12 protein-coding genes are annotated in these 14106 nt (G+C 66.8%); all 12 read left to right on the forward strand.

Annotated elements, in window-relative coordinates; genetic code table 11:
- The first annotated feature begins 20 nt into the window (after positions 1-20).
- Entirely contained in the window at positions 21-2117 is a 2097-nt protein-coding gene (locus tag AC1RRW_RS16590) for a hydantoinase/oxoprolinase family protein (RefSeq protein WP_492901977.1), read from the forward strand.
- Positions 2114-3844, forward strand: coding sequence for a hydantoinase B/oxoprolinase family protein (locus AC1RRW_RS16595; RefSeq protein ID WP_492901979.1), 1731 nt, complete (start codon positions 2114-2116; stop codon positions 3842-3844). Before AC1RRW_RS16590 ends, AC1RRW_RS16595 begins: the two co-directional genes overlap by 4 nt.
- On the forward strand, positions 3841-4770 hold the full coding sequence (dapA, locus tag AC1RRW_RS16600; protein ID WP_492901981.1) for a 4-hydroxy-tetrahydrodipicolinate synthase: 930 nt from the start codon (positions 3841-3843) through the stop codon (positions 4768-4770). Before AC1RRW_RS16595 ends, dapA begins: the two co-directional genes overlap by 4 nt.
- Before the next feature lie 46 nt (positions 4771-4816).
- Positions 4817-5890 carry an ABC transporter substrate-binding protein gene (locus tag AC1RRW_RS16605; protein WP_492901983.1) on the forward strand — a complete coding sequence of 358 codons (1074 nt, stop codon included), beginning with the start codon at positions 4817-4819 and terminating at the stop codon, positions 5888-5890.
- A gap of 41 nt (positions 5891-5931) precedes the next feature.
- On the forward strand, positions 5932-6768 hold the full coding sequence (locus AC1RRW_RS16610) for an ABC transporter permease (protein ID WP_492901985.1): 837 nt from the start codon (positions 5932-5934) through the stop codon (positions 6766-6768).
- 5 nt (positions 6769-6773) lie between these two features.
- Positions 6774-7592, forward strand: a complete 819-nt coding sequence (locus AC1RRW_RS16615; protein WP_492901986.1) for an ABC transporter permease — start codon at positions 6774-6776, stop codon at positions 7590-7592.
- Between the two features lie 27 nt (positions 7593-7619).
- Positions 7620-8690, forward strand: a complete 1071-nt coding sequence (locus AC1RRW_RS16620; protein WP_492901988.1) for a hypothetical protein — start codon at positions 7620-7622, stop codon at positions 8688-8690.
- A gap of 5 nt (positions 8691-8695) precedes the next feature.
- A complete protein-coding gene (locus AC1RRW_RS16625) occupies positions 8696-10279 on the forward strand; it encodes an AMP-binding protein (RefSeq protein ID WP_492902009.1) in 1584 nt (527 codons plus the stop codon).
- A 14-nt stretch (positions 10280-10293) separates the two neighbouring features.
- On the forward strand, positions 10294-11064 hold the full coding sequence (locus tag AC1RRW_RS16630) for an SDR family NAD(P)-dependent oxidoreductase (protein ID WP_492901989.1): 771 nt from the start codon (positions 10294-10296) through the stop codon (positions 11062-11064).
- A complete protein-coding gene (locus AC1RRW_RS16635; RefSeq protein ID WP_492901991.1) occupies positions 11061-12155 on the forward strand; it encodes an ABC transporter ATP-binding protein in 1095 nt (364 codons plus the stop codon). The genes AC1RRW_RS16630 and AC1RRW_RS16635 overlap by 4 nt, the downstream gene beginning before the upstream one ends.
- Positions 12156-12161: 6 nt before the next feature.
- On the forward strand, positions 12162-13589 hold the full coding sequence (locus tag AC1RRW_RS16640) for an FAD-binding oxidoreductase (protein WP_492901992.1): 1428 nt from the start codon (positions 12162-12164) through the stop codon (positions 13587-13589).
- Between the two features lie 195 nt (positions 13590-13784).
- Positions 13785-14106, forward strand: a 322-nt coding sequence (locus AC1RRW_RS16645) for a transposase (protein ID WP_492901994.1), incomplete at its 3' end; no start/stop codon positions are given.

Consider the following 14106-nt stretch of genomic DNA (forward strand, 5'->3'; position numbering starts at 1 on the left):
CACGATCCTCCTACTGCCCTTTGGATACCGGATCAGGCCTTGGATTGACAATGTGTCCATTTTGGATATTTACTGTATCCAACAGAGGGATGATCATGAGCTGGACCGTCGGTGTCGACGTCGGAGGCACGTTCACGGACTTCTACGCCGTAGAAGCCGGCACCCAGGACGTCGTGGTTCACAAGCGCCCATCCACCCCGGACGACCCCTCCCGCGCCATTTTGGCCGGCCTCGCCGAGCTTGCGGAGAAATCAGATGTGGAAGTCTGCGGGATCGCCCGCCTGGCGCACGGCACCACTGTGGCCACCAACGCTCTGATCGAGCGCAGCGGCGGGCAGGTCGCGATGATCACGACCAAGGGCTTCCGTGACCTCCTCGAAATCGGACGTCAGGTCCGCCCCAAAATCTACGACTTGAAGGCTGACGCCCCAGCGCCTGTCGTGGCGAGGAAGAACCGCTTCGAGATCGCGGAGCGCGTCGGGCCCCGCGGCGAGGTCGTGACGGCTCTGACGGACGACGAGATCGTAGCGGCGGTCGACGCCGTCGCCGCCAGTGGCGCCGACTGCTGCGCCGTCGGCCTGCTGTTCTCGTTCCTCAACCCCGATCACGAGCGGCGGATCGGCGCTGCCTTACGCGAACGACTGCCGAACTTTTACGTCTCGCTGTCGAGTGAAGTCCAGCCGGAGTTCCGAGAGTACGAGCGCTTCTCGACCACCGTCCTCAACGCCTATCTCCAGCCGAAGGTGACGCGCTACATGGAGCGTCTCGGAGCGACCCTCCAGGAGCACGCGCCGGGCGTTGCGATCGGCATCAGCCAGTCCGCCGGCGGCCTCATGGCGATCGAGCGCGCCGGGGAGCTTCCGATCCGAACCGCCTTATCAGGGCCGGCGGCAGGCGTCGTCGGCGCCGTCGCCGTCGCCGCGCGCTCGGGCGAGGCCAACCTGATCACCCTCGACATCGGCGGGACCAGCACCGACGTCTGCCTGATCGAGGACGGCGCGGCGGCGATGACCTACGGGCGCGACATCGCCGAGTTCCCGGTCCGCCTGCCATCGATCGACATCAACACCGTCGGAGCCGGGGGCGGATCGATCGCCCAGGTCGGCCGCGACGGCCTGATGAAGGTCGGGCCCGAGAGCGCGGGGGCCGTTCCAGGGCCAGCCTGCTACGGTCGCGGCGGCACGCTGCCGACGGTGTCCGATGCGAACGCCTTTCTCGGCCGCCTCCCCGCGACGCTCGTCGGCGGCGGCATGGCGCTCGATCGGGAAGCCGCAGAGCGCGCGATCGCGCCCTTGGCGGCGAGTCTCGGCCTTGCGATGAAGGAGACCGCGCTTGGGATCATCCGCATCTGCGTGTCCAACATGGTCCGCGCGATCCGCGCGATCTCCGTCGAGCGAGGTTACGACCCGCGCGACTTCGCGCTGATGCCGTTCGGCGGCGCGGGTGGCCTCCACGCCGCCGCCGTCGCCGAGGAGCTCTCGATCCGCAGGATCCTGGTGCCCCTTTCCCCAGGGATTCTCTGCGCCGAGGGCGTCGCGATGTCCGACATCCAGGAGAGCTTCGTCACGACGTGCCGGATGCAGCTCGTCGAGGACGAGGAGCCGATCGAGGCGGCGATCGCCGATCTCGTCGCACAGGCAAGGCGTTGGAGCGAGGGGGCCGGCCAGTTGGAGCTCGGCGCCTCCCTCGACATGCGCTACGTCGGGCAGAACTACGAAATATCGATCCCTGTTGGCGATGGTCTCGGGCTGCCATCGCCCGCCGAACTGCGACAGCGTTTCCTGGCGGCACACGCCGCGAAATACGGCCACGCCGATCCGACCGCAGCGATCGAACTCGTCAACATCCGCATGAGGGCGAAGCTGCCCCAGTCGAAGACCTCGGCGCCTCGCCTCCGCGGCCGCCAGACCGAAACGCAAGCCCAGCAGGCCGAAGCCTGGTTCCGCCCTGAAGCACCGGACGCGACGCTGATCGTGGACCGCTCGGGGCTCGAGATCGGCGCCATCCTGCAAGGGCCGGCCATCATCACGCAGTTCGACTCCACGACGGTCGTGCCGCCGAACTGGACGGCCCGGGTCGACGACGCCCTGAACATCATCATGGAGCACCAGCCGTGAGCTGCGCCGGTCTCGACCCGATCACCCTCGAGATCCTCTGGAACGGGCTGCGCTCGACGACCGACGAGTGCTTCCTGACGATCCAACGCTCCGCCTTCTCGACCAATATCAAGGAGCGCCACGACCACTCCGTCGCGGTCCTCGATGCGCGAGGCCGGCTCGTCGTCCAAGCCGAGCACGCCCTGCCGATCCACCTCGCCTCCATGAGCGGGCTCGTCGAGATCCTCCAAGATCGCTTCGCGGACGACATCGAGCCGGGCGACATCTTCGTCGGCAACGACCCCCATGTCGCCGGCGGTACGCACCTACCCGACATCAACCTGGCCGCTCCCGTCTTCGCCGAGGGCAAGCTGGTGGGCTTCGTCTGCAACATCGCCCATCACGCCGACGTCGGCGGAGCCGCTCGCGGCTCAATGTCTGGAGGCCTGACGGAGATCTACCAGGAGGGCCTGCGCATCCCGGTGGTGCGGCTCTTTAGGGACGGGAAGCCAGTCCGCGACATCCTCGACATCCTGCTGCTCAACATGCGCCTGCCCACCGAGCGTAAGGGCGACCTTAACGCCCAGATCGCCGCGTGCCGGCTCGGGGTGGACCGCATCGGTGGCCTTTGCGAGCGATACGGAGTGCGCCTTCTCGAAAGCAGCTTCGACGAGATCATCGAGCGCAGCCGCGGCCGGATGCGCGATGCCATCGCAGGATTGCCTGACGGCGAGTGGTCCCATTCCGACATGATGGACGATGACGGCGTCGGGACGTCAGACGTCGCCATCTCGCTGACGGTGCGCAAGCGCGGCAGCGAGGCGGTCTTCGACTTCTCCGGATCCGCTCCGCAGGTGCCCGGCAACATCAACCTGACGCTGAACGCCGTCCGCTCCTCGGTCTGCTACGCGTTGAAGGCGCTACTCGACCCCTCGATGCCGAACAACGAGGGCGTGGTCCAGGCGTTCGAGATCGTCGCCCCGCAGGGCGCCATCGTGAACTGCCTTGCCCCGGCGGCGGTCGCGCTTCGCGCGAACACCTGCCAACGGGTCATCGACGTCGTCCTCGGGGCCCTGGCTCCCTTGCTTCCGGAGCGTGCGATCGGATGCGCCAACGGAGCGAACACCTCCATGGTCTTCGCCGGCACAGACCCCCACACCGGTCAGCCGTACGTCTACCTTGAGACGCTTGGCGGCGGCATGGGGGCCCGGAACGATCGCGACGGCAAGGACGGCGTCCAGGTCCACATCACCAACACCTCGAACCTGCCCGTCGAGGCGATCGAGATGGAGTACCCGCTACGCGTCGAGGAGTACTCCCTCGTTCCCGACTCCGGCGGCGCCGGCGCCTTCCGCGGCGGCCTCGGCCTCCGGCGGGTCGTCCGACCGGTCGACCACGCCTGCGAGTTCTCCGGCGTCGGCGAGCGCTTCAGGCATGCGCCCCCCGGCGTCTTCGGAGGAGAGCCGGGCAAGCCGGGCCGTTTTCAACTCCACCGGTCAGACGGCGGCGCCGAAAGCCTGCCGAGCAAGCTCACCGGCATGACGCTGACACCGGACTCAGCTGTCTCGGTGGAGACGCCCGGAGCCGGCGGCTACGGACCTGCCGCGGCGCGGCTCGCCGCGCTCGTCGAGGACGACATCGCGTCCGGCAAGACTTCGGCAGGCTTCGCCTCCCGTCACCATCGCCGCTCTGCCATGTCGGTAGCCGACCGGGCGATCGCCGCGAACGAACTGGAGAAGGCGTCATGAAGGCCGCGGGTCAGACCTACCAGGGCATCATCTCGGCAACGCCGACACCGCTCGACGCTTCCGGTAACGTCGATGCCGCCGCGGTTCGCAAGCTCGCCACCCATCTCGTCGCGGAAGGGGCAGACGGCCTTTGCCCCATCGGCGGGACCGGCGAATACGTCTCCCTGACATCACGCCAGCGCCGCCAGATGCTCGATGCCACACTGGAGGCTGCCGGCGGCCGCGTGCCGGTCATCCCAGGCGTCCTGTCGGCGGGCTTCGGAGAGTGCGTCGAGACCAGCCGCGCTTTCGCGAGCGCCGGCGCGAGCGCATTGCTGGTCGTCACGCCCTATTATGCCCGCCCCACCCAAGAAGGCATCGTCGACTACTTCAAGAAGCTATCCGACGCCGTCGATGCCGACCTGATGCTGTACGAGATCCCGTACCGCACGGGCGTCGCGCTGAGGCCGGAGACGGTGGACGCCCTCGCGCGCCAGACCCGCGTCGCCGCGATGAAGGCGTGCAACCAGGACCTCTCGGTCCAACTGCGCGCCATGGAACTGGCCGGCGCGGAAATCTCGATCCTGACGGGTGAGGAGAACGTCTTCCCTCTTCACGTCGCGATGGGCGCGCGGGGAGGCCTCCTTGCGACGTCGTGCCTCTTCCCGCGGATATGGTCCGAGCTCTACCGGCTGGCCTCGTCTGGCCGCCTGAACGAGGCGAAGACCCTTCACGCGGCGATCATGCCGACCGTGAACCTGCTTTACCGCGAGCATAACCCCGGGCCGATCAAGGCCGCCCTGACCATGTCCGGCTTCCCGTCGGGCGAGGTGATCGCGCCGCTGCTCCCCATCACCGAAGAGACCCGCCGGCTGGTCGCGGAAGCCCTGCCGGCGACGTTCGAGCGAGAGCGTTCCCTTTCCTCGACGAAGTCCAGCGCTGCCTGACGCCTACCCAGAGAAGAGTAGGCACCATAAAGAAGGGGATCCCGTCATGTCAGAATTCGAGAACAAGCACGGCCTCTACCGCCCGTCCCGGCGCAAGCTGTTGACCACGCTCGGCGGCGGCGCCGTCGCCGCGCCGTTCGTCCTGCGCGGCGGACTGGCCCAGGCCCAGTCGAAGAACCTGGTGTTCGTGACCTGGGGCGGCACCTACCGCGCCTCCGTCGAGGAGGGCCTCATCAAGCCCTTCACGAAGGAGACCGGCATCAACGTCACGGTGATCGACACGCCCGACCTCGCCAAGGTCAAGGCGCAGGTCACGACCGGAAACGTCGAATGGGACGTTTTCGACGCGCCCGGGGCGCTCGGCACGAGCGGATCGAGGGAGGGATATTGGGAGCCGCTGCCGGCGAGCCTCTTCGACGCCTCCGACCTGTCGATCCCGGCGACGAAGGACCTCGTGCCGTTCTACACCTTCGCCGGCGGCATCGCCTACGATCCCAAGCGCTATCCCGAGGGCAAGTACCCCAAGAACTTCGCGGAGTACTTCGACGCGAAGGCCTTCCCGGGCCGCAGGACGTTCCGCAACCGGCCGAGCGAAACGCTCGAAGCCGCGCTGCTCGCCGATGGCGTTCCGCCCTCGAAGCTCTATCCCCTCGACGTGGATCGCGCCTTCAAGGCTCTGGACCGGATCAAGCCCAGCGTCGCGAAATGGGTCGACTCCACGCCCCAGACGATCACGCTGCTTCAGACCGGCGAGGTCGACTTCAGCTACTCCTACGCATCGCGCGTCAAGACGACGGGCGCGACCGGAGCCGGCATGGCGTTCTCCTTCGCGCAGACGCTCAACGGCCTGGAATATCTCACCGTCCTGAAGAACGCGCCGAACAAGGAGAACGCGCTGAAGTTCGTCTCCTACGCCCTGCAGCCCAAGGCCCAGGCGGCGGTGATGGAGCTGCTCGGTAACACGCCGGTCAGCAAGAAGGCCCTGCCCATGGTCTCGGCCGACACACGCAAGTGGCTGCCGAACATGGAGTCCGACCAGAACCTGGTGATGAACGAGCAGTGGTGGGCGGAAAATTTCGAGAAGCTGAGTCGCCGCTTCAAGGAGTGGGTGCTCACCTGAGCCCCCGCCGCGCGCCGACCAGGACAGCGGACTGAAAATCGATGACGCGTTCGGACGACTCCAGGGGAGCGGCCACCTTCGTGCTGCCAGCGGCCATCGTGTCGCTGGCGATCGCGGCGGTTCCCATCCTCTTCATCGTGTGGACGAGCCTGGGCGGCGCAAGCCTGTCGCTGGACGCGTTTCAGGCGCTGCTGGAGAGCCGCCTCTTTCAGCGCTCGCTCTACACGACGCTAGAGATCAGCATCCTCGCGTCGCTGATCAGCCTCCTGCTCGGCTATACGGTCGCCCTGCACCTCGTCCGCCAGCCGCCACGACACCGCGCGGTCTACATGGTGCTGGTCCTGCTGCCGTTCTGGACCAGCATCCTCGTCAAGAGCTACGCCTTCACGGTCATCCTCGGCCGCGAGGGCGTCATCAACCTCGCGCTCAGCTGGATATTCGGAACTCAGATCGCCCTGCCGATGATCCTGAACCGCGTAGGCGTAATGGTGGGCATGACGAACTATCTCACGCCCTTCATCGTCTTCCCGGTCCTGGCGAGCCTTCTGGCGATCGATCCCGCGCTCTACCGCGCCGCCGACATCATGGGCGCCCGCCCGATCCGCACCTTCTTCACGATCACGCTGCCCCTCAGCCTGCCGGGCGTCGCCGCCGGGGTCTCGAGCGTAGCCGTCATGTCGCTCGGCTTCTTCGTCATCCCGGCGCTCCTCGGCGGCCGGCAGGATGTCATGCTGGCGAACCTCGTCGATTTCTACACGCGCGAGACGCTCGACTGGAACATGGCCGCGGCGATCGGCGTCCTGCTGCTCGGCATGGTCGTGCTGCTGTCGGGACCGGCGCTCTGGATGCGGCGCAACCAGCTCGCCGGAAAGGCCTGACCTTCATGTCCGAGGCCTTCGACCACAAGGATCCGCTGAAGCGCCGCTATCGGATCGCGGGCACGTCTCTGGCGGTCCTGGTCTACGCGTTCCTGCTGGTGCCGAGCCTGATCGTCATCCCCGTTTCGTTCGGCACGCAGCACGAGATCCGCTTTCCTCCGCGCGAGTTCTCGCTCGAGCTCTACCGGCTCTTCTTCTCGTCACCGGCCTGGACGGGGCCGCTGCTGCAAAGCGCGAAGATCGCTTTGATGACCACCGCCCTCGCGCTCGTCACCGCGGTTCCCGCCGCCTATGGCATCGTGCGCTACGAATTTCCCGGCAAGAAGGTCATCACGCTCCTGATGATGAGCCCGCTCGTCATCCCCGCGATCGTGATGGCGCTCGGGCTCTACCTCTACTTCTCGTATCTTCGGGTCACCGGCACGACGCTCGCGCTCGTGCTCGGGCACACGATTTACGTCACGCCCTTCGTCCTGGTGATGGTCGCGGCGGGGGTGCAGAAGCTCGATCCCAACCTCGAGTTCGGCGCCACCCTCATGGGCGCCGGCCGCTACCGCATGTTCTTCACGGTCGTTCTCCCGCAGCTCGTCCCGTCGATCCTGGCCGGGGGCCTTTTCGCCTTCCTCATCTCCTTCGACGAGGTCGTCATCTCCTGGTTCCTCGTTTCGGCCACCACCACGACGCTGCCAGTCAAGATGTACTCCTCGATCCAATGGGAGATCTCTCCCGTCATCGCAGCCGTCTCGACCATGCTCACGGCGCTTTCCTTCATCGTCTGCCTGCTCACGGCGGCGCTCCAGCGCCGCGACGCATCGTCTCGCTGACGCATGCCAACCAAGGTTCGACCCGCCATGTCCGCTCCCGCCCGTATCGAGGAAGATGTCCCGGCCCTGCGCGAGCGGATCGCGCTGGCGAACAGGTTCGCATGGATCGTCGTCTCTGGCCTGACCGCGATCTGCTACCGCGAGCGCGGCGAGAAGGCGCTGAACGACATCTGGGCCGCGCTGCTCTCTTCGGAGCAGAAGATCCGCTTCCGGGCCGCCCTGGTGAAGCTCGGCATCGAGAACGATCCGCCGGCCCTGGCGGCAGCCAAGTACCATTACTTCTCCAACTCGATCGGGGGGCTGAACATGCAGCTCATCGAGGAGAGCCCGAGGAAGGTCTGGATCCGCTACCTCTCGCCGTGGGGCACCTATCCGGGCATCGCCGCGCTGACGGTGCCCACCTCGGTCCGCCGGACCATCCTGTCGACCTGGCATCCCCGCAACGGCCACCTGCTCGGCTGTCCGCGGCTCGGCTGGGTCGCCACGAAATTCGTCGCCGAGGGCCACCCTTACGACGAGGGGTACTTCCAGGAATACGATCACGACCTCGCGCCGGAAGAGCGCTTCCGCTCGGAGCATGTCGAGCGGACTCCGGAATTCGATCCCGAACGGGCTCCCAAGCTCGACCCCGCGATCTGGCCCGAAGCACGCTGGCTGAAGGGCGGCTATAGCTACGGCGTCGACTACGTCCAGCACGTCATCGAGATCATGCACCGGCTGTTCGGCGCTCCGGCGGCGCGCAACCTCGTCGCCACGGGGATGCGCCTGCTCGCGGTTCAGTTCGGACCAGATCTCGCCAAAGCGAGCGGCGAAGAGGGCTCCAGCCCGAAAGCGATCGCCGACAGCTTCCGCGCGATCCTGAGTTCGTTCCGCAACGACTGCGAGGTCGAGGCGTCGGGCGACCGCGCGGTTCTCCGGCTGCGCGGCTTCCTGCCCTTCGCGCACGACGCCGACGAGGGACTGCGCCAGTCGGTCTTCGCCCTCTTCGCCATGATGACGCGCCTGCGCAACGGCCATGTCTCGATCGCACGGAGCTTCGACGGCGCCAGCGGGACCGAGCAATGGACGCTCACCGACAAGAAGCGCTGGCTCTGGTGACACCGATGACGACCGGCAAGCGGACCCACTGGTTTTCAGACGAGGAGACCGTCCCGCTCCTCCTGGAGCGCTGCGCCAAGGAGCGTCCCGCGCACGTCTTCTGCCGGCAGGGCAGCGAGGAGATCACCTGCGCCGACCTGAACGGGCGGGTCAACCGGGCGGCGAACGGCCTCAGGGCGCTCGGGGTCCGGAAGGGCGCCCATGTCGCGGTCATGCTCGGCCACCATCTCGACTATGTCGCGCTCTTCTTCGCCCTGATGAAGCTCGGGGCGGTCCAGGTTCCGATCAACAGCAATCTCAAGGGCCAGGGCCTGGCCTATATAATTGATCATTCCGCGCCGGCGCTGATCATCGCCGACGGCGAGTTCTCGGAAGCGCTGGACCCGATCCTCGGCGAGCGCGGTGGGATCGCCCAGATCTGGCGGGGCCGAGTCCGGGGCGACGGCGGTGACTTTACGCCGATCGAAGCGATCTTGAACCACGCAGACAATACGAACCCCGCAGCGGATCTCCGCGACGACGACCTTCGGATCATCCTCTACACCTCGGGCACGACCGGCCCGGCGAAGGGCGTCGAGATGACCGACCGGATGGTAAGGGCCTCGGCGCTCGGTTCGATCTGGATCGGCAACATCCAGCCCGGCAGCGTCCTGCACTTCTGGGATCCGATCTACCATGTCTTCGGCACGGAGGTCCTCGTCCTCTCGCTGATGGTGCCCGTGACGCTCGGCTTCGTGCCCCGCTTCAGCGCCTCCAGGTTCTGGGAGGAGGTGCGCGGCTCCGGCGCCACCCACATCCACTTCGTGGGCGGCGTGCTGCAATTGCTGCTCAAGCAGCCACCCTCGGCGCTCGACCGCAGCCACGGCGCGAGGATCGCCTGGGGCGGCGGCTGCCCGGTCGGCGTCTGGCGCGAGTTCGAGGAGCGCTTCGGCGTCGAGATCCGCGAGGGCTACGGCATGACCGAGACCTCGAGCTTCAGTGTGATCAACACCGAGGGCAAGCTCGGCTCCATCGGAAAGGCCGTCGACTTTTTCTCGGTCGAGATCGTCGACGACGCCGGCAACGTCACCGCGCCGCGCGAGGTCGGCGAGATCCGCGTCGCCGAGAACGAGCGCGGCACGATGGTCGCCCGGTATCACAAAGATCCCGAAACGACCGCCAGGACGATCCGGGACGGCTGGCTCTACACGGGCGACCTCGCCTGGCGCGATGAGGACGGCTTCATGTTCTTCCTCGGCCGCAAGAAGGACAGCCTCAGGCGACGGGGCGAGAACATCTCGGCGTGGGAGGTCGAGAGGGTGATCAACGACCATCCGGCCGTCGAGGAATCCGCCCTCATCGGGGTGACGAACGAATTGGCGGACGAGGACCTGAAGCTCTTCGTCAAGCTGAAGCCCGGCCAGCGCCTCGGGGCGGAAGAGCTGCTCCGCTGGTGCGAGCCGCGCATGGCCGCCTTCCAGATCCCCCGCTTCGTCGCCTTCGTCGACGACTTCAGGAAGACACCCACCCAGCGCATCCAGAAGCAGTTCCTCTCGAAGGACGTCGCCGACGGCTGCTTCGACCGCGAACGCACGGTCGCCAAGGCCTGAGACCCGAGGACCAGATGCAGCTCGACAGCAAGACCGCGATCGTCACCGGCGCCGCCCAAGGGATAGGCGCGGCGATCGCGAGGGAATTCATCGCCCAGGGGGCGAACGTCGTGATCGCCGACGTGCAGGACCAGCGTGGCGCGCAGCTCGCAGCCGAACTCGGCGAGCGCTGCCGCTACAGTCATTGCGACGTCGGTGACGCCGAGGACGTGAATCGCCTGATCGAGACGACCTGCGACCGCTTCGGCGGGATCGACATCGCCGTCAGCAACGCCGGCATCAACCAGAACGCAGAGATCCTCGACATCACGGAGGCCGACTTCGACCGCGTCCTGCGGGTCAACCTCAAGGGGGGGTTCCTGGTCGGCCAGGCGACGGCCCGGAAGATGGTCGCACAGGGACGCCGTGGCGCGATCATCAACATGAGCTCGATCAACGCCATCGTCTGCAGCCCTCACATCGTGCCTTACGCGGTCAGCAAGGGCGGCCTGAACCAGCTGACCGCCGTCATGGCGCTCGGCCTCGCCAAGCACGGGATCCGCGTCAACGGCATTGGCCCCGGCAGCGTCGAGACGGAACTCCTCGCCCAGATCGTCAATACCGACCCCGACGCGCTGAAAAACATCCTCTCCAGGACGCCCATGGGCCGCCTCGGGCAGCCAGACGAGATCGCGCGGATCGCCGTGTTCCTCGCGAGCGACGCCTCGAGCTACATGACCGGGCAGACCATCTACGCGGATGGCGGCCGTCTTCCCCTGGCCTACACGGTCCCGGTGCCGGCATGACCAACACGACGACGTCACCCGGCGAGGGCAAGCCGATGATCCGCCTTCAGGGCGTCAGCAAGGCCTATGGCGGCTTCACCGCCCTGCGAGAGACCGACCTCTTAGTGCGCAGAGGGGAGTTCCTGACACTCCTCGGTCCAAGCGGCTCCGGCAAGAGCACGATCCTGAACCTGATCTCTGGGGCGATCGCGGCCAGCACCGGCACGATCGACATCGACGGGCGCGAGGTCACCGAGGTGCCGGCGCGCGAACGCGGGATCGGCATGGTCTTCCAGAACTACGCTCTGATGCCGCATCTCAGCGTCTTCGACAACGTCGCCTATCCACTCCGGATACGCGGCGTCCCGAGGGCGCAGATCGCGGAGAAGGTGCGCGACGTACTCGCCCGCGTCGGGCTCACCGGGTTCGAGGCCCGGAAGCCCCGCCAACTCTCCGGCGGCCAGCAGCAGCGCGTCGGCATCGCGCGCTGCATCGTCTACTCGCCGAAGATCATCCTGATGGACGAGCCGCTGGGCGCGCTCGACAAGAACATGCGTGACCAGATGCAGGAGGAGATCAAGCGCCTCCACACCGAGCTCGGGACCACGATCGTCTACGTCACCCACGACCAGGAGGAGGCCCTCAACCTGTCCGACACCGTCTGCCTGATGGAGACGGGCAAGGTCTCTCAAATCGGCACGCCGGAGCAGCTCTACTTCGCGCCGGCCAACCTGTTCGCCGCCGAGTTCATCGGCGAGTCCAACCTCTTCGACGTCACCGAGGCCGAAGGCGGACTGCTGAAGAGCGCGGACGGCGCGACGTTCAGGCCTTCCGCCGGCTCCACAGCCGGCAGCCGTAAGGTCCTGGTGAGACCAGAGAAGCTGCGGATCGTCAGTGAAGACCAGGTATCGCTCGACGGGGTCAACGCGCTCTCCGGCCAAATCGACCACGTCTCATTCGTAGGCGGCATGACCCGTATCACCGTGAGGACCACGGGCGGTTCGAGCTTCGTCGCGAAGAGAATCTCCGAGCGCGCGGCCTTGCGTGCGAAGCCAGGAGACACGCTGCACGTCTCGTGGGACCCCGACGACGTCATCCTCCTCGGCGGCTAGAGGCAAATGGGCGAAGCGTTTCTCAATGCGCTGAGGGAGATCCCCGATACGCTCCTCGCGGAAGAGCGAAGCGATATGGAGCCGCATCTGGTCGACTGGCGCAGGCGCCATTTCGGCAGCGCGCTCGCGGTCGTGTTCCCCGCATCGACGCAGGCGGTCTCGGAGATCGTGAAGCTGTGCGGGCAGCATGGCGTCCCTATTTTCCCGCAAGGCGGGAACACCTCCGTCTGCGGCGGCTCGGTCCCCGACGAAAGCGGCCGAGGGATCGTCCTAAACCTCCGGCGCATGAACCGGATCACGGCGGTCGACGCAGACGACAACTCGATCCAGGTCGAAGCGGGATGCGTCCTCGCGAACGTGCAAGACGCCGCACGAGCGGCCGGCCGTCTGTTCCCGATGAGCCTCGGTGCCGAGGGGTCCTGCCAGATCGGCGGCAACCTCGCGACCAATGCGGGCGGAACCGCGGTCCTCCGCTACGGGAACATGCGCGATCTCGTGCTCGGCATCGAGGCCGTCATGCCAGACGGGACGATCTGGAACGGCCTGCGCGCGCTGCGCAAGAACAACAGCGGCTACGACCTGAAGAGCCTCCTGATCGGATCGGAGGGCACGCTCGGGATCATCACCGCGGCGGTGCTCAAGCTGTTCCCGGCGCCCCCCCACACCGTCACGGCCCTCATAGCCGTGCCGTCGATCGAGGACGCGGCTGACCTCGCCGTCCATGTGCAATCGGGGATGCTCGGGCTCGTCTCGGCGATGGAGCTGATCTCCACGTCGGAGCTCGACCTCGTCATCCGCTACGTCGCGGACGCCGTGCGGCCGCTGGAGACGCGAGCGCCCTGGTACGTGCTCGCCGAACTGGCGGGCGTCGACGAAGCCGCGGCGATGGCTGAGCGGTTAACATCCCTTCTAGAGGCGCCCCTGACGGCCGGCACCGTCACTGACGCCACCATCGCGACGAGCGAGCGGCAGCGGCAGAATCTCTGGCGCCTCCGCCATCACGTCACTCAAGCCAACGTCCAGGAGGGCATGGGGATCACGCACGACATCGCAGTCCCCCCTGCGCGCATCCCCGATTTCGTCCGCCGCGCGGAGGCCGTCTTGGCGGAGCGCTTCCCGGAGGCGACGCCGGTCGTCGTCGGGCATCTCGGGGACGGCAACCTGCACTACATCGCGATGTTCTCGCATGCCATCTGGTCAGCCGTCGCCGATAAACCCAGCCTAACGGCGGAGGTCAACCACCTCCTCTACGACATCGCCGCCGAGCTGGGGGGCACCTTCAGCGCGGAGCACGGGATCGGCTCCATCCACGTCGGGGAGATGGAAAGGTACAAGCCAGCCGAAGAGCTGGCCCTCATGGTCTCCGTGAAGCGTCTACTGGACCCGCAGGGGATCATGAATCCCGGCCGCGTCCTCTCCGCCGCCCCGTTCTGAAGGCCACGAGCGCACCCGCCAAGAGCGAGCCGACACCCGGCACATCCATCAACTGCGCCCGGTCTCGGTCCCACGGAACTTGGCTCCGATCCGGCGATCTGTCTCCAAGATCTGATCGTTAGGAGACCTGTGCGCGGTTAAGCATGGACGACGCTATTGATATCTGATTCCATTGGGCTTTCCGGAATGGCGGCGATGGGGTATCGTTCGATCGGCCAGGAGCAGCTTGGCTTTGTGATGGGCGCGCGGAGTTCGTCGTCGCTGGACGAGCTCGCGGGCCTGATCGACTGGAAGCCGATCGCGGAGCTGCCCGGGCCGCTCTATCCGGCGGCCAAGGGAGAACCCGCCTGGGCTCCATTGGCGACGTTCAAGGCGCTGCCGCTGTCGGTCTGGCATGATCTGTCCGATGTGAAGCTGGCCGAGGCGCTCGACGACCGCGCCTCGTTCCGCCGCTTCCGCGGGCTGTCACGCTCTGAGGCGACGCCGGAGCGCGCCGCCTTCGTGCGCTATCGCGGCA

This window comes from Allobosea sp. GW821-FHT12C12, from assembly GCF_058807355.1.